The organism is Pseudomonas sp. BJa5 (genome assembly GCF_030272875.2).
Classification (GTDB): domain Bacteria; phylum Pseudomonadota; class Gammaproteobacteria; order Pseudomonadales; family Pseudomonadaceae; genus Aquipseudomonas.
The window spans coordinates 123366-139025 of record NZ_JALRNG020000011.1; the positions used below are offsets into that span (position 1 = coordinate 123366).

The 15660-nt window shown below is 63.9% G+C and carries 12 protein-coding genes; 7 read left to right on the forward strand and 5 right to left on the reverse strand.

Features of this window, described 5'->3' with window-relative positions:
• Positions 1 to 90: 90 nt before the first annotated feature.
• The 3 genes from topA to M2D63_RS08975 all read left to right on the forward strand — a co-directional run bounded on the left by topA (position 91) and on the right by M2D63_RS08975 (position 3650).
• Positions 91 to 2703 (forward strand): type I DNA topoisomerase, encoded by a 2613-nt coding sequence (gene topA / locus M2D63_RS08965; protein ID WP_285862509.1) that lies wholly within the window; start codon positions 91 to 93, stop codon positions 2701 to 2703.
• A gap of 141 nt (positions 2704 to 2844) precedes the next feature.
• Entirely contained in the window at positions 2845 to 3366 is a 522-nt protein-coding gene (locus M2D63_RS08970; protein ID WP_285862510.1) for a DUF6586 family protein, read from the forward strand.
• A gap of 50 nt (positions 3367 to 3416) precedes the next feature.
• Positions 3417 to 3650: a hypothetical protein gene (locus M2D63_RS08975; protein WP_285862511.1), complete on the forward strand. Its 234-nt coding sequence runs from the start codon at positions 3417 to 3419 to the stop codon at positions 3648 to 3650.
• Positions 3651 to 3715: 65 nt separating this feature from the next.
• On the opposite strand, the gene sulA is transcribed toward M2D63_RS08975, so the two are convergent.
• Positions 3716 to 4210 carry an SOS-induced cell division inhibitor SulA gene (gene sulA / locus M2D63_RS08980; RefSeq protein ID WP_285862512.1) on the reverse strand — a complete coding sequence of 165 codons (495 nt, stop codon included), beginning with the start codon at positions 4208 to 4210 and terminating at the stop codon, positions 3716 to 3718.
• Between the two features lie 10 nt (positions 4211 to 4220).
• Complete coding sequence (gene lexA / locus M2D63_RS08985; RefSeq protein ID WP_285862513.1) at positions 4221 to 4829, reverse strand: transcriptional repressor LexA; 609 nt, start codon at positions 4827 to 4829, stop codon at positions 4221 to 4223.
• 240 nt (positions 4830 to 5069) lie between these two features.
• Here lexA and M2D63_RS08990 point away from each other — a divergent pair, with 240 nt between their 5' ends.
• Genes M2D63_RS08990 through nagZ form a run of 3 tightly spaced genes read left to right on the forward strand, consistent with a single transcriptional unit; the run spans position 5070 to position 7374 of the window.
• Positions 5070 to 5783: a TetR/AcrR family transcriptional regulator gene (locus tag M2D63_RS08990; RefSeq protein WP_285862514.1), complete on the forward strand. Its 714-nt coding sequence runs from the start codon at positions 5070 to 5072 to the stop codon at positions 5781 to 5783.
• 45 nt (positions 5784 to 5828) lie between these two features.
• The gene (locus M2D63_RS08995) at positions 5829 to 6353 is read left to right on the forward strand and encodes a L,D-transpeptidase (protein ID WP_285862515.1); all 525 of its coding nucleotides are present in this window, start codon (positions 5829 to 5831) and stop codon (positions 6351 to 6353) included.
• A gap of 22 nt (positions 6354 to 6375) precedes the next feature.
• On the forward strand, positions 6376 to 7374 hold the full coding sequence (nagZ, locus tag M2D63_RS09000; protein ID WP_285862524.1) for a beta-N-acetylhexosaminidase: 999 nt from the start codon (positions 6376 to 6378) through the stop codon (positions 7372 to 7374).
• Positions 7375 to 7476: 102 nt separating this feature from the next.
• Here the strand turns inward: nagZ and M2D63_RS09005 are convergent, their stop codons facing one another.
• The 3 genes from M2D63_RS09005 to mfd are packed head-to-tail and all read right to left on the reverse strand — an operon-like array spanning position 7477 to position 13782.
• The gene (locus tag M2D63_RS09005) at positions 7477 to 9801 is read right to left on the reverse strand and encodes a DEAD/DEAH box helicase (protein WP_285862516.1); all 2325 of its coding nucleotides are present in this window, start codon (positions 9799 to 9801) and stop codon (positions 7477 to 7479) included.
• A gap of 2 nt (positions 9802 to 9803) precedes the next feature.
• Positions 9804 to 10322: a CsiV family protein gene (locus M2D63_RS09010; RefSeq protein ID WP_285862517.1), complete on the reverse strand. Its 519-nt coding sequence runs from the start codon at positions 10320 to 10322 to the stop codon at positions 9804 to 9806.
• Between the two features lie 10 nt (positions 10323 to 10332).
• On the reverse strand, positions 10333 to 13782 hold the full coding sequence (gene mfd, locus M2D63_RS09015) for a transcription-repair coupling factor (RefSeq protein ID WP_285862518.1): 3450 nt from the start codon (positions 13780 to 13782) through the stop codon (positions 10333 to 10335).
• Between the two features lie 170 nt (positions 13783 to 13952).
• On the opposite strand from mfd, the gene M2D63_RS09020 reads away from it, so the two are divergent.
• Positions 13953 to 15416 carry a glyceraldehyde-3-phosphate dehydrogenase gene (locus M2D63_RS09020; RefSeq protein ID WP_285862519.1) on the forward strand — a complete coding sequence of 488 codons (1464 nt, stop codon included), beginning with the start codon at positions 13953 to 13955 and terminating at the stop codon, positions 15414 to 15416.
• Positions 15417 to 15660 lie beyond the last annotated feature (244 nt).

The window sequence follows — 15660 nt, forward strand, 5'->3', positions numbered from 1 at the left end:
TTGACCTCACTCTGTTGCCACTATATATAGCGGTGCCGCGTCAGGTACCTGCCGTGTTTTTATTTTCAGTATTCAGGAATTTTCCGATCCATGGGCAAATCGCTGGTCATTGTGGAATCCCCGGCTAAGGCCAAGACCATCAACAAGTACCTGGGCAGCCAGTACGTGGTGAAGTCGAGTATCGGCCATATCCGAGACCTGCCTACCAGCGGTTCGGCCAGCGCCAGCAAGGAACCTGCCGCCAAGCGTGGCAAGGCCGCCGCCGGCGAGGCACCGGCCCTGTCGCCAAAGGAAAAGGCGCGCAAGCAACTGGTCGCGCGCATGGGGGTTGATCCGGACCACGGCTGGAAAGCCAAGTACGAGATCCTCCCGGGCAAGGAAAAGGTCATCGACGAACTGCGTCGCCTGGCCAAGGATGCCGACACCATCTATCTCGCAACCGACTTGGATCGCGAGGGGGAAGCCATCGCCTGGCACCTGCGCGAAGCCATCGGTGGTGACGACAGCCGATACAAGCGCGTGGTGTTCAACGAAATTACCAAGAAAGCCATCCAGGAAGCCTTCTCGCAGCCGGGCGAGCTGGATATCGACCGTGTCAACGCCCAGCAGGCCCGTCGCTTCCTCGATCGCGTGGTCGGCTACATGGTCTCGCCACTGCTGTGGGCCAAGATCGCCCGTGGCCTGTCTGCCGGTCGCGTGCAGTCGGTGGCGGTGAAGCTGGTGGTCGAGCGCGAGCGCGAGATCCGTGCCTTCATCCCGGAAGAATACTGGGAAGTACATGCCGACCTTGGCACTGCCAAGGATGCCAAGGTGCGCTTCGAAGTGGCGCGGGAGAAGGGCGAAGCCTTCAAGCCGCTCAACGAAGCCCAGGCCATGGCCGCCCTGGAGAAGCTCAAAGCTTCCAGCTACAGCGTTGCCAAGCGTGAAGACCGTCCGACCAGCAGCAAGCCGTCGGCACCGTTCATTACCTCCACCCTGCAGCAGGCCGCGAGCAACCGCCTGGGCTTCGGGGTGAAGAAGACCATGATGATGGCCCAGCGTCTGTACGAAGCCGGCTACATCACCTATATGCGTACCGACTCGACCAACCTTTCGGTCGATGCGGTGGAAATGGCCCGTACCTACATCGAGAACGAGTTCGGCAAGAAGTACCTGCCGCAAGAGCCGATCGTCTACGGCAGCAAGGAGGGGGCCCAGGAGGCGCACGAAGCGATTCGTCCTTCCGACGTCAACACCCACCCGACCAAGCTCAGCGGCATGGAGCGTGACGCCGAGCGTCTGTACGAGCTGATCTGGCGCCAATTCCTGGCCTGCCAGATGCCGCCGGCGCAGTACCTGTCGACCACGGTCAGCGTCATGGCTGGCGACTTCGAGCTGCGCGCCAAGGGCCGTATCCTCAAGTTCGACGGTTACACCCGTGTGCTGCCGCAACAGAGCAAGCCGGGCGACGACGACGTGCTGCCGGAAATGAACCAGGGCGAAGTGCTCAAGCTGATCCAGCTCGACCCGAGCCAGCACTTCACCAAGCCGCCGGCGCGTTACTCCGAGGCCAGCCTGGTCAAGGAAATGGAAAAGCGCGGCATCGGCCGGCCTTCCACCTACGCGGCGATCATCTCGACCATCCAGGACCGCGGTTATGTGACCCTGCACAACCGTCGCTTCTACTCCGAGAAGATGGGCGACATCGTCACCGAGCGCCTGTCCGAGAGCTTCTCCAACCTCATGGACTACGGCTTTACCGCCGGCATGGAAGAGAACCTCGATGACGTGGCCCAGGGCGAGCGCGACTGGAAAAACGTGCTGGACGAGTTCTACGGCGATTTCAGCAACAAGCTGAAAGTGGCCGAAGACAGCGAAAAGGGCATGCGCGCCAATCAGCCGACCCTGACCAACATCCCCTGCAAGGATTGCGGTCGGCCGATGATGATCCGCACCGCCTCCACCGGTGTGTTCCTCGGCTGCTCGGGCTACAGCCTGCCGCCCAAGGAACGCTGCAAGGCCACCGTCAACCTGGTCCCGGGCGATGAAATCGCCGCCGACGACGAAGGTGAGTCGGAATCGCGCGTGCTGCTGGGCAAGCATCGCTGCCCGATCTGCTCCACGGCCATGGATGCCTACTTGCTCGACGAGAAGCGCAAGCTGCACATCTGCGGTAATAACCCGGATTGCACCGGCTACGAGATCGAAGAGGGCAACTACCGCATCAAGGGCTACGAAGGTCCGAGCCTGGAGTGCGACAAGTGCGGCAGCGAAATGCAGCTCAAGACCGGCCGTTTCGGCAAGTTCTTCGGTTGCACCAATACCGAGTGCAAGAACACCCGCAAGCTGCTCAAGAGCGGCGAGGCGGCGCCGCCGAAGATGGACGCGGTGAAAATGCCGGAGCTCAAGTGCGAGAAGGTCAACGACACCTACGTGCTGCGTGACGGCGCTTCGGGCCTGTTCCTGGCGGCCAGCCAGTTCCCGAAAAACCGTGAAACCCGTGCACCGCTGGTGATCGAGATCATCCCGCACAAGGATGAGATCGATCCGAAGTACCACTTCCTCTGCGAAGCGCCGAAGAAGGATCCGGAAGGCCGTCCGGCGGTGATCCGCTACAGCCGCAAGACCAAGGAGCAGTACGTGCAGACCGAAGTCGACGGCAAGCCGACCGGCTGGCGTGCCTTCTACGACGGCAATGCCTGGAAGGTCGAAGACAAGCGCTGACCTCAGGTAGGCCCAATCGCGGGGCAAGCCCGCTCCCACAGGCATTAAAACCTGTGGGAGCGGGCTTGCCCCGCGATGCTTTTCAGGTACGCACTAGTGTAAATTGATAGGCCGCCTTGCAGCCTTTCGGAGGGCACCCAGATGGCCCAGGAACTCTATACCCGCACCAATCAGAAAATTTACTTTGCCGGGCTCGCCCTCGAAGCCATGGGCAAGGCGCAGGACAGCCGGGCGATGAACGCCCAGGCCCTGATCCAGGCCGAGCGCGAATCGGCGCTGTTTCACCTGTACGGTGCTCTGCTCGGGCTCTGCCACGAAATTGCCGGCTTCTACCGCTTGCCCCAGGCCGGTGCTCCGCGTGCCGAGCTGCTGCTGACCCGAGAAGTGCTGGAGGCCGTGGCCATTCCGGAAATGGCCGAGCTGGTCGAACTGGCCAAGCAGCGTGAGACCTGGTTGGCGCAACTGCTAGCAGCTTATGCCGATTTGTTCCGACCGCCGGTCGCGAAAAAAACAGCGAAAACCGATGTCACCCAGCCGCTGATTCAGGCCGTGAGCCTGGACGAGCCCGAAGCGACGCCACTTTCGCGGGAAGAGCTGGAGAGCTGGCGGCAGAACCTCAAGGGCCTGACCGTGCGTTTTCGTGAAGGCTTGAGTGAGTGCTGATCGAGGCGGTCGCTGGTACAATGGCGACCTTTCGTGGAGAACTGCCCCTTATGCCAACGTCCTTTCTAGAAATTGTCGAGTTGCCTGATGGCCGGATCGAGCTGCGCCGTGCCGAGGACGAAGGCTCCCTGGTAACCCTGGATTTCTCCGAGGACGCCAAGGCGTTCCTGCAAGGTCAACACGTCGAAGTGGCCAAAGCCATGCTCAGCGTTGGCGTGCAGATGGCCGGCAAACTGGTGGAAGGCGATATCGAGCGGGACGAAGGGCCACGCGTCCTGCATTGATCGTCCGGCGTGGCTTCCTCGTCCTGAGGAAGCCTGGCGAACCCCATTTCAAGCACCCCTGAATATCAGCCGAGGCGGATGTTCAGGCTTTGTGCGTCTCCGGCACGGGCGGCATTGCTCAGTTGCTGGCGGGCGCTGCTGCTGACCGTGTTCAGCCAGCTGACCACGGTGTGGCTACGACCCAGGCGCAGGGCGTCGCAGGCTAGCTGCAGGGCACTCTGGTTGCCGCGTGGTTGCAGCAGCAGGATGCGCTCGCGGTTCAGGCCGGCGTCGCGTAGCCAGGCGTGGGTGAGGCTGGCGGGCGGGGCGATCAGGGTCAGCCAGCGGGCGTCCTGTTCTTCACTCAACTCGCTCAGTTCACGCAGCATGGGTGCCAGTAGGCTCTGGCAGCTACCCAGTGCGCCACGAAAGGACAGCTCGCTGAACACCTGGGACGCGCCAGGGTGTGGCGCGGGCTTGGCGGCTTTCAGTCCGGGCAGGACCGGCTGGGCCAGGAATGCTTCGAACAGAGGCAATTGCGCTGGCTGTTGTACTTTCTGTGACGCAGGGGGGAACTGCATGACGCCTCCTTTATCGACGTATGACGCCGACACTCAAGCCTTCGATCACCAGTTCCTGCTCTTTCAGGTCGACTTCGATCGGGGCGAATTCGGGGTTTTCAGCAATCAGCCAGACTTTGCTGCCTTCACGTTTGAAGCGCTTGACCGTGACCTCGTCACCCAGGCGGGCGACCACGATCTGGCCGTTGCGGGCCTCGCGGCAGGTGTGCACGGCGAGCAGGTCGCCATCGACGATGCCGACGTCCTTCATGCTCATGCCGTGAACCCGCAGCAGGTAGTCGGCACGGGGATGGAAGAAGGCCGGGTTGATGTTGCAGGATTCCTCGATGTGCTGCTGGGCGAGGATGGGTGCGCCCGCGGCGACGCGACCGATGATCGGCAGGCCGCTGTCCTCGGCCTTGGCCTCGAGGCCCGGGATGCGGATGCCGCGGGAGGCGCCCGGAGTCATCTCGATCGCACCCTTGCGGGCCAGGGCCTTGAGGTGCTCCTCGGCGGCATTGGGCGACTTGAAGCCCAGCTCCTGGGCGATTTCCGCACGGGTGGGCGGGAAGCCGTTGTCTTCCAGGCAGCGCTTGATAAAAGCCAGAATCTCAGCTTGGCGTGGCGTCAGTTTTAGCATGTCGATCGCTCTGTCTTTTTATACAGTGACTGTAATTATATACAGTAAGTGGTGAGCTGCAAGCGGCTAGCTTCAAGAAAAAGCGGGGAACGGCAGCGCTTGTGGCTTACAGCTTGCAGCTTGTGGCTTGCAGCTGTGATTTAATAGCTGACCGGGTGGCCGCAAAACGGCTGTGTGGACTTGACAAATCAGTGCTTTGAAACGTATGTTTCAAACAAGTGTTTGTCAGGCGGAGTAGTCATGGCCCAGTCGGAAACCGTTGAACGCATTCTCGATGCTGCCGAGCAGTTGTTCGCGGAAAAAGGTTTTGCCGAAACCTCATTGCGGCTGATCACCAGCAAGGCCGGCGTCAACCTGGCGGCGGTGAACTACCATTTCGGTTCGAAGAAGGCGCTGATCCAGGCGGTCTTCTCGCGTTTCCTCGGTCCTTTCTGCACCAGCCTCGAGCGTGAGCTGGAGCGGCGCCAGGCCCGTCCCGAGCACAAGCCCAGCCTCGAAGAGCTGCTGGAGATGCTGGTCGAGCAGGCGCTGGTGGTGCAGCCACGCAGCGGTAACGACCTGTCCATCTTCATGCGCCTGCTGGGCCTGGCCTTCAGCCAGAGCCAGGGTCACCTGCGTCGCTACCTGGAAGACATGTACGGCAAGGTGTTCCGCCGCTACATGCTGCTGGTCAACGAAGCCGCGCCGCGTATTCCGCCGATCGAGCTGTTCTGGCGCGTGCACTTCATGCTCGGCGCCGCTGCGTTCAGCATGTCCGGGATCAAGGCCTTGCGCGCGATCGCCGAGACCGATTTCGGCGTCAATACCTCGATCGAGCAGGTCATGCGCCTGATGGTACCGTTCCTCGCCGCCGGCATGCGCGCCGACAGCGGCGTCACCGACGAGGCCATGGCCGCCGCGCAACTGCGTCCGCGCAGCAAATCGGCAAACCATACGGTCACTGCCAAGGCCTGATGCCATGGCTGGGCGCCGCGGGCCGCATCGGCTAAGCTAGCGCCCATGCCCAGTCTCGATCTACTGCACATTTCCCTTGCCGATCAATGCCTCTACGGATTTGCCCGGGGGCAGTTGCGCCTGCGCCTGCCGGTGTCCACGGCGTTGAACGGCGCCGGCGAGCGCAATGGCTCGGGCTGCACGCCCCGCGGCCTGCACCAGGTGCGGGCGAAGATCGGCGCAGGCTTACCACCCGGCGCGGTGCTGCGTGGGCGGCGCTGGACCGGTGAAACCTGGACGCCGGCGCTGCATGCGCAGTTTCCCGACCGCGACTGGATCCTCACCCGCATCCTCTGGCTCAGCGGCTGCGAGCCGGGCTTCAACCGCCTGGGGCCGGTCGACACCTTCCGCCGCTACATTTACCTGCACGGCACGCCCGACAGCGAACCCATGGGCGTGGCGTTGTCCCATGGCTGTGTGCGCCTGCGCAATGCCGACCTGCTGACCCTGTTCGACCAGGTGCCGCTGCATTGCCCGGTACAGATCGACGAAGTCGCGTGCCCCCAATGGGCTGACGCGCCCCTCTACTGAAGGATTATTTATGAGTGCCAGCCTGCAAGGCTCCTTGATGGTGGATATCGCCGGTACCTGGCTGACCGCCGAAGATCGCCAGCTTCTGCGCCAGCCCGAAGTGGCCGGCCTGATCATCTTTGCCCGCAACATCGACTGCCCGCGCCAGGTGCGTGAGCTGACCGCCTCGATCCGCGCCATCCGCCCCGACCTGATCCTGGCCGTCGACCAGGAAGGCGGGCGGGTCCAGCGCCTGCGTCAGGGCTTCGTGCGCCTGCCGGCCATGCGCGCGATTGCCGACAACGACAACGCCGAGTACCTGGCCGAGCAGTGCGGCTGGCTGATGGCGACCGAAGTCCTGGCGGTCGGCCTGGACCTCAGCTTCGCCCCGGTGCTCGACCTGGATCACCAGCGCAGCGCTGTGGTCGGCAGCCGCGCTTTCGAGGGTGACCCGCAGCGGGCCACGGCCCTGGCCGGCGCCTTTATCCGTGGCATGAACGCGGCCGGCATGGCGGCCTGTGGCAAGCACTTCCCCGGTCATGGCTGGGCCGAGGCCGACTCGCACGTCGCCATTCCTACCGACGAGCGCAGCCTCGAGCAGATCCGCGCCGTCGACCTGGTGCCTTTTGCGCGCCTCAGCGGCCAGCTGGCGGCGGTCATGCCGGCCCATGTCATCTACCCGCAGGTCGATAACCAGCCGGCCGGTTTCTCCCGGCGCTGGTTGCAGGAAATCCTGCGCGGCGAGCTGGGCTTTGACGGGGTGATCTTCAGCGACGACCTGTCGATGGCCGGTGCCCATGTGGTGGGTGATGCTGCCAGTCGCATCGAGGCGGCACTGAGCGCCGGGTGTGACATGGGCCTGGTGTGCAACGACCGGGCGGCAGCCGAGCTGGCCTTGAGCGCGGCCCAGCGCCTGAAGGTCAAGCCGTCGCCGCGTATCGCGCAGATGCGCGGGCAGGGCTTTGCGCGCACCGATTATCGCCAGCAGCCGCGTTGGCTGGAGGCGCTGGGGGCGTTGAAGGAAGCCCAGCTGGTCGATTGAGTTTGCCGGGGCTGCCTTGCAGCCCATCGCAGGCTTCGCCAGCTCCCACAGGGGGGGCTCAGGTAGAGGGTTCTGTGGGCGCTGGCGAAGCCTGCGATGGGCTCAACCAGCTTTCGATGCCTTGCGCTTACCGGGCAACGGCGCAAACAGCGCATCGATATCCTCGGCGGCCAGGCGCCAGTCCCCGGCCTGCCGTCCATCCAGCACCCCGGCCGCCAGCGCCGATTTCTCCTGCTGCAACTGCTGGATCTTCTCTTCCACCGTACCCCGGGTGATCAGCTTGTAGACGAACACCGGCTTCTCCTGGCCAATGCGGTAGGCACGGTCGGTGGCCTGGTTTTCCGCCGCCGGGTTCCACCAGGGGTCATAGTGGATCACGGTGTCGGCAGCGGTCAGGTTCAGCCCGACGCCGCCGGCCTTGAGGCTGATCAGGAAAATCTGCAGGCGACCGTCCTGGAAGTCCTGTACCGGCGCCCGGCGATCGCGGGTTTCGCCGGTCAGCAGGGCATAGGCCACGCCCCGTTGCTCAAGCTCGGCCTCGATCAGGCGCAGCATGCTGGTGAACTGCGAGAACAGCAGGACGCGGCGGCCTTCGGCGAGCAGTTCCTCGAGCATTTCCATCAGGCTGGCCAGCTTGCCCGAATGGGTGCCGCGGGCCGTCGAGGTGTCGCGGTTGACCAGGCGCAGGTCACAGCACACCTGGCGCAGTTTCAACAAGGCTTCGAGGATGATGATCTGGCTGCGCGCCACGCCCTTGCGGTCGATTTCGGCGCGCACTTTCTGGTCCATGGCCAGGCGCATGGTCTCGTAGACATCACGTTGCGCATCGCTGAGTTCGACCCAGTGGATCATTTCGGTCTTGGCCGGCAGTTCGGTCGCCACCTGCTCCTTGGTGCGGCGCAGCAGGAACGGCTTGATCCGTGCGTTGAGGTGCTGCAGGCGCTCATCGTTGCCCTGGCGCTCGATCGGCACCCGGTAGTCGCGATTGAAGGCCTTGGCATCGCCCAGCCAGCCGGGGAGCAGGAAGTGGAACAGCGACCACAGCTCGCCCAGGTGGTTTTCCAGTGGCGTGCCGCTCAGGCACAGGCGCTGGCGGGCTTCGAGCTGGCGAGCGGCCTGGGCGGCCTTGCTGCCCGGGCTCTTGATGTACTGCGCCTCGTCGAGGATCAGCACATGCAGCATCAGGTCCTTGAAGTACGCCAGGTCCTTGGGTAGCAGGGCGTAGGTGGTCAGCAGCAGGTCGTAGTCGGCAAGTTTGCCGAAGTACTTGCGCCGGCCGATGCCTTGCAGGGCCAGCACTCGCAGGCCGGGGGCGAAGCGGGCGGCTTCGTCCTGCCAGTTGGGGATCAGGCTGGTGGGCATCACCACCATGGCCGGGCGGGTCAGGCGTCCGGCGTTCTTTTCCGTCAGCAGGTGCGCCAGGGTTTGCAGGGTCTTGCCCAGGCCCATGTCGTCGGCGAGGATGCCGCCCACTTCCAGCTCGCGCAGGGCCTGCATCCAGCTCAGGCCTTCGAGCTGATAGGCGCGCAGGGTGGCGTTCAGGCCGTCCGGTACCTGCACCGGCGCAAGGCGGATATCGCGCAGGCGTTCGGCCAGGTTGCGCACCCGTTCACCGCCTTGCCAGTTCAGTGGGATGTCCTGCAGGGCGTTGAGGCGGGTGGCGTCGGGGGTGGCCAGGCGCAGGCTGGTTTCGCCCGGCTCGCGCAGGTAGAAGTCACCCAGGGTGGTCAGCACCGGCTTGAGCCGGCTGTAGGGCAGGGCGATCTGCAGGGCTCGTCGGCCACCGGCTTGGCCGGGAATGCTCACCAGTAGTTGTTCGTCGTCGCGTCGCTTGCTCAACTGGTTGCTGTTGAGCAGTTCCGGATGGGTGCGCAGCAGGTTGAGCAGGATCGGCAGCAGGCTAAGGCGCTCGCCTTCGATCACGATGCCCAGTTCCAGGTCGAACCAGTCGCGCTCCGGCGCTTCCTGGACCTGGGCGTACCAATCGTCCACCGGCGTCAGGTCGAAGGCGAAGTCCTCGGCGAACTCGATTTGCCAGCCTTGCGCGCGCAGGGCCGGCAGTTCGCTCAGGACGAAGCGCAGCCAGGCGCTGTCGTTGGGCAGTTCGAAGGGGTCGCCGGCGCTTTCCGGCAGCGCCTTGCTTTGCCGGGTGGCGATCTTGAAGCCCAGACCCAGCAAGGTCTCGCGCAGGCTGCGCTCGGCGGCGGGCTGGCGCTGGATGCGCAGGGTCTGCTCGGCGTCGTGCTTGATCACCGTGCTGGCGCGGCTGCCGCTGACGTATTCACCGGCGTAGCCGAAGGCCAGGGCGGCACGGTGCTGGATGTGCCGCTGCATGCGCCCGTTTCGTGGTTCAAAGGCGCTGAATTCGATGCTGCCCAGCCACAACCGCGGTTGTGGCTGGAGGTTGTCTACCAGGTGCTCGGGCATTTTCAGGGCTTGCTGACCTTGAGCAGCAGGGCCAGGTGGCCGCCGTCAAGGAAGGTCAGTTCTCCATTTTTCACCGTGTTGTTGCTCTGCTTGAACTGCTCGCTCTGGATCACGCTGCCGTTGCCGTCGAACTGGTTGATCCAGAAACTGGTGTCGACGGCGATAAAGCGCTCTTCCGTTACGTTCAGGTTGCCCTCGATCGGGAAGTGGCCGAAGTGTTCCTTGCCGTCGCTGATGGCAACGGTGCCGGCATCCTGTTGCCAGGCCTTGTGCAGCAACACGGTGTACTTGCTCGGGTCGGCCGCAAGTTTTGCAACTTCGTCGTTCAGCAAGGGCTGGCGCATGTCGCCTTCGGCCGGGGGCTGGCCCGCGTTGCGCCAGTCTTCGGGGGCGAACTGGCTGGTAATGGCCGGCACGGCGTTCTGCCGCACCAGGATCATCTCGACCTGATAAACGCCTTCGGCGAAGGCTGCTGGGGCGAACAGGGCCAGCAGCAGGGTCAGGCAGCGAATGGCACGCATGGGATTTCCTTCATGCAGATTGTGGGGTCAGGCGCTCGAACAGCGCCTCGAGGTTGTTGAAACGTTCTTCCGGGCGCTCCATCGGCACCATGAACTTGAACTGGGTGGCGCCTTCGAACTTGTAGCGCTTGGGCTGGCCCTGGATCAGTTTGATCAGCACCAGCGGATCGACCGGGGTCTGGGCTTCGAACTCGATCTTGCCGCCATTGGGGCCGGCATCGACTTTCTTGATGCCGAGCTTTTCCGCGTGCAGCTTGAGCGAAGTCAGGCGCACCAGGTGCTTGGTCGGCTCGGGCAGCAGGCCGAAGCGGTCGATCATCTCCACCTGCAGGTCCTTGAGGCCGTCTTCGTCGACCGCCGAGGCGATGCGCTTGTACAGGATCAGTCGCGCATGTACATCCGGCAGGTAGTCTTCGGGAATCAGTGCCGGCAGGCGCAGGTTGATTTCCGGGCCGCCGCCCAGCGGCTGGTCGAGGTTTGGCTGGGTGCCCTTGCGGATGGCCTTGACCGCCCGTTCGAGCATTTCCATGTACAGGGTGAAGCCAACCGCCTGGATCTGGCCGCTCTGGCCTTCGCCGAGCAGCTCGCCGGCACCGCGGATTTCCAGGTCGTTGGTGGCCAGGACGAAACCGGCGCCCAGGTCCTGGGTGTTGGCGATGGCCTCCAGGCGCTTTTCGGCGTCGGCGCTGATCTGCTGGCGCGGCGGCGTGAGCAGGTAGGCATAGGCCTGGTGGTGGCTACGACCGACCCGGCCGCGCAACTGGTGCAACTGGGCCAGGCCGAACTTGTCGGCGCGTTCGATGATGATGGTGTTGGCGCTGGGCACGTCGATGCCGGTCTCGATGATGGTCGAGGCGATCAGCACGTTGAAGCGCTTGTGGTAGAAGTCGCTCATCACCTGTTCGAGCTCGCGTTCGCGCATCTGGCCGTGGCCGATGCCGATGCGGGCCTCGGGCACCAGTTCGGCAAGATCGGCGGCGCATTTCTCGATGCTCTTCACATCGTTGTGCAGGTAGTAGACCTGCCCGCCGCGCAACAGCTCGCGCAGCAGGGCTTCCTTGACCGTGCTCTTGTTCTGCTCCATGACGAAGGTGCGCACCGACAGCCGGCGCGCCGGCGGGGTGGCGATGATCGACAGGTCGCGCATGCCGGACACGGCCATGTTCAGGGTGCGTGGAATCGGCGTGGCGGTCAGGGTGAGGATGTCCACCTCGCTGCGCAGGGCCTTGAGCTGTTCTTTCTGGCGCACGCCGAAACGGTGCTCTTCGTCGATGATGACCAGGCCCAGGTCCTTGAGCTTGACGTCGTCCTGCAGCAGCTTGTGGGTGCCGATGACGATGTCGATCTTGCCCTCGGCGAGGTCCGCGACCGCCGTGGCGACTTCCTTGGGCGACTTGAAGCGGCTCATCACTTCCACGGTCACCGGCCAGTCGGCGAAGCGGTCGCGGAAGCTGTTGTAGTGCTGTTGGGCGAGCAGGGTGGTGGGCACCAGGATGGCCACCTGGCGCCCGCCGTGCACGGCGATGAAGGCGGCGCGCATGGCCACTTCGGTCTTGCCGAAGCCGACGTCGCCGCACACCAGGCGGTCCATCGGCTTGGCTGCCAGCATGTCCTCGCGCACTGCCTCGATGGCGCTCTGCTGGTCGGGGGTTTCCTCGAACGGGAAGCCGGCGCTGAAGGTAGCGTAGTCGGCCGCCGGGTCGGCGAAGGCATAGCCTTTGCGCGCGGCGCGGCGGGCATAGATGTCCAGCAGTTCGGCGGCCACGTCGCGGACCTGTTCGGCGGCCTTGCGCTTGGCCTTCTGCCAGGCTTCGGAACCCAGTCGGTGCAGCGGCGCCAGGGCGTCGTCGCTGCCGGTGTAGCGGGCGATCAGGTGCAGGTTGGCCACCGGCACGTAGAGCTTGGCGCCCTCGGCGTATTCCAGGGTAAGGAACTCGGCGGCCTGGCTGTCGATTTCCAGGGTCGCCAGGCCCAGGTAGCGGCCCACGCCATGGTCGATATGCACCACCGGCGCGCCTTCGCGCAGCTCGGTGAGGTTCTTGATCACCGCATCGTTGTTGCCGTCGCTGCGTTTCTCCCGGCGCCGGCGCTGCATGACCCGTTGGCCGAACAGCGGGCTTTCGGCGACCAGGGCGATGGCCGGATCGTCCAGCACCAGGCCTTCGTCCAGTGGCGCGATGGTGATGGCCAGGCGCTCCTTGCCGGCGACGAAGGCGCTCCAGCTATCGACCGTCTGCGGGCGCAGCTTCAGGCGTTCGAGCAATTCCAGCAGGACTTCGCGCCGGCCCGCCGATTCGGCGGTGAACAGCACGCGGCCCGGGAATTGTTCGAGAAAACCCGACAGTGCCGCCAGCGGCTGGTTGGCCTTGGCCTCGATGGCGAGGTTGGGCAGGGTCCGGGCCGGGAAGCGCTCGCGCCCGGCGCCACTGTCGACGTCATCCTGGCTGACCACCACCCGTGGCCAGCTCTTGAGCCGGGCAAAGCAGTCTTCCACCGGCAGGAACAGTTCGGCCGGCGGCAGCAGCGGCCGCGTCGGGTCGATGCGGCGCTCCTCATAGCGGTTGCGCACGTCGCTCCAGAAATGCTCGGCGGCCTGCTCGACGCCCGGCAGGGAGAACACCTGGGTGTCCTGGGGCAGGTAGTCGAACAGGCTCGAGGTGTCGTCGAAGAACAGCGGCAGGTAATACTCGATACCGGCCGGCGTGATACCGCTGGACAGGTCCTGGAAGATCGGGGTGCGGCGGAAATCGACGTCGAAACGTTCGCGAAAGCGTGCCTTGAACTGAGTCACCGCTTCTTTTTGCAGCGGGAACTCGCGGGCCGGCAGCAGGCGCACCGAGTCGACCTTGTCGATCGAGCGCTGGGTTTCCGGGTCGAAGGTGCGCAGGGTCTCGATCTCGTCGTCGAACAGGTCGATCCGGTAGGGCAGCTTGCTGCCCATGGGGAACAGGTCGATCAGTGCGCCGCGCACGGCGAATTCGCCGTGTTCATAGACGGTGTCGACGCAGCGGTAGCCGCTGGCTTCCAGGCGCAGGCGCATCTGCTCGACATCGAGCTTCTGGCCGATGTCCAGCACCAGACTGCTGCCCAGCAGGAAGCGGGTCGGCGCCAGGCGGTGCAGGGCGGTGGTGATCGGCACCACCAGAATGCCGTGGTCGAGCTCCGGCAGCCGGTACAGGCTGGAAATGCGCTGGGAGATGATGTCCTGGTGCGGCGAGAACAGGTCGTAGGGCAGGGTTTCCCAATCGGGGAAGGGCAGCACCGGCAGGTCGGGCGCGAAAAAGCGCAGCTCCTGCTCCAGCCGGTCAGCACTCTGGCTGTCGGCGGTCAGCAGCAGGGTGAAGCGCCCGGCGGCGCTGGCAGCTTCGGCGATGGCAAGGCTCAGGGCGGCGCCCGGCAGGTTGCCCCAGGTTTGTTTGCCGGCAGTGGCCGGCAGGTGCGGTAGACGCAGAACAGGCACGGGAGGTCGAGCTCCAAGCGTTGCGACAAAGACGCCAATTGTACCGTTCAGAGGCCCGTGCTGTCAGGCTTGCGCGGGCTAAAAAGCCTGTAGTGACACGTCGGCGACAGGCGCTCATTGCTCGATGGGCCGCGGGGCGTCATAATGTAGCCCCTTTTTTCTGTCCCTACATGTGGAAGGTTCCCGTGACTCAGAAGCCCGACCAGTGTCTTGGTGAGTGGATTGATCGTGAAGCACTTGCAGAAGCGATGATCCCGCTTATCGGTCAGCTCTACCGCAATAACAATGTGGTGAGCTCGATCTATGGCCGCAGCCTGATCAACCGCTCGGTGATCTCGATCCTCAAAGCGCACCGCTTTGCCCGTCATCGCCAAACCGACGAAACCGAACTCTCTGTCCACGAGACATTCCCGCTGCTCAAGGCCATGAGCGAGCTGAAACTGGGCGCCGCTTCGGTCGACCTGGGCAAGCTGGCCAACAAGTTCAAGCAAGAAGGCAACGGCCGTAGCGCCGAGCAGTTCGTGCGTGAAGAAATGGCTGACGTGGTTGGCCAGCAGAACGCTTCGGCGCGCAAAGGCACCGACGTTGTCCTGTACGGTTTCGGTCGCATCGGCCGCCTGCTGGCGCGCATCCTGATCGAAAAAACCGGTGGTGGCGACGGCCTGCGCCTGCGCGCCATCGTCGTGCGCAAAGGCGCCGAGAACGATCTGGTCAAGCGTGCCAGCCTGCTGCGTCGTGACTCGGTGCACGGTCCGTTCGATGGCACCATCACCATCGACGAAGCCAACAACACCATCACTGCCAACGGCAACCTGATCCAGGTTATCTACGCCAAGAGCCCGAGCGAAGTCGACTACACCCAGTACGGCATCGAAAACGCCCTGATCGTGGACAACACCGGTGTATGGCGTGACGCCGACGGCCTGGGCCAGCACCTGGCCTGCCCGGGCGCTGCCCGCGTGATCCTCACCGCACCTGGCAAGGGCGCGCTGAAGAACATCGTTCACGGCATCAACCACGGCGACATCACTGCCGACGACAAGATCATCTCGGCTGCCTCCTGCACCACCAACGCCATCGTGCCGGTGCTCAAGGCTGTCAATGACAAGTACGGCATCGTCAACGGCCACGTCGAAACCGTTCACTCGTTCACCAACGACCAGAACCTGATCGACAACTTCCACAAGGGCAGCCGTCGTGGCCGCGCCGCGCCGCTGAACATGGTCATCACCGAAACCGGTGCTGCCACCGCAGCCGCCAAGGCACTGCCAGTGCTCAAGGGCAAGCTGACCGGCAACGCGATCCGCGTACCTACGCCGAACGTGTCGATGGCCATCCTGAACCTGAACCTGGAAAAGGCCACCAACCGCGACGAAATCAACGAGTACCTGCGCCAGATGGCCATGCACTCGGACCTGCACAAGCAGATCGACTACGTCAGCTCCCAGGAAGTGGTATCCACCGACTTCGTTGGCTCGCGCCACGCCGGTGTGGTCGATGCCGAAGCCACCATCTGCAACGATAACCGCGTTGTCCTGTACGTCTGGTACGACAACGAATTCGGTTACAGCTGCCAGGTTGTGCGTGTGATGGAAGACATGGCCGGCGTCAACCCGCCAGCTTTCCCACGCTAAGCTTCATTGTGTGACTGAAAACGGGGACCTTTGGGTTCCCGTTTTTTTTTGGTTCTTCACGACATGCCGTGGGCTATGATTCTAGGGTTGAGTTGAGTTGAGTTGAGTTGAGTTGAGTTGAGTTGAGTTGGACTGAGGCCGCGAGCTTATCCATTCAATGTGGCGATGCTGCCGGCCCCTTCCGCCTTTACGGCGGCCTACTTTTCTCTTGGGAAAAGTAGGCAAAACCGCTGGCTCCTGCATC

What these genes read in the sequence shown, in the direction of transcription:
- M2D63_RS08970 (WP_285862510.1), top strand. Translation starts at nt 2,845, where the DNA reads ATGGCCCAGGAACTCTATACCCGCACCAATCAGAAAATTTACTTTGCC.
- M2D63_RS08995 (WP_285862515.1), top strand. Translation starts at nt 5,829, where the DNA reads ATGCCCAGTCTCGATCTACTGCACATTTCCCTTGCCGATCAATGCCTC.
- M2D63_RS09020 (WP_285862519.1), top strand. Translation starts at nt 13,953, where the DNA reads ATGTGGAAGGTTCCCGTGACTCAGAAGCCCGACCAGTGTCTTGGTGAG.
- M2D63_RS09005 (WP_285862516.1), bottom strand. Translation starts at nt 9,801, where the DNA reads ATGCCCGAGCACCTGGTAGACAACCTCCAGCCACAACCGCGGTTGTGG.
- sulA (WP_285862512.1), bottom strand. Translation starts at nt 4,210, where the DNA reads ATGCAGTTCCCCCCTGCGTCACAGAAAGTACAACAGCCAGCGCAATTG.
- topA (WP_285862509.1), top strand. Translation starts at nt 91, where the DNA reads ATGGGCAAATCGCTGGTCATTGTGGAATCCCCGGCTAAGGCCAAGACC.
- lexA (WP_285862513.1), bottom strand. Translation starts at nt 4,829, where the DNA reads ATGCTAAAACTGACGCCACGCCAAGCTGAGATTCTGGCTTTTATCAAG.
- M2D63_RS08975 (WP_285862511.1), top strand. Translation starts at nt 3,417, where the DNA reads ATGCCAACGTCCTTTCTAGAAATTGTCGAGTTGCCTGATGGCCGGATC.
- M2D63_RS09010 (WP_285862517.1), bottom strand. Translation starts at nt 10,322, where the DNA reads ATGCGTGCCATTCGCTGCCTGACCCTGCTGCTGGCCCTGTTCGCCCCA.
- M2D63_RS08990 (WP_285862514.1), top strand. Translation starts at nt 5,070, where the DNA reads ATGGCCCAGTCGGAAACCGTTGAACGCATTCTCGATGCTGCCGAGCAG.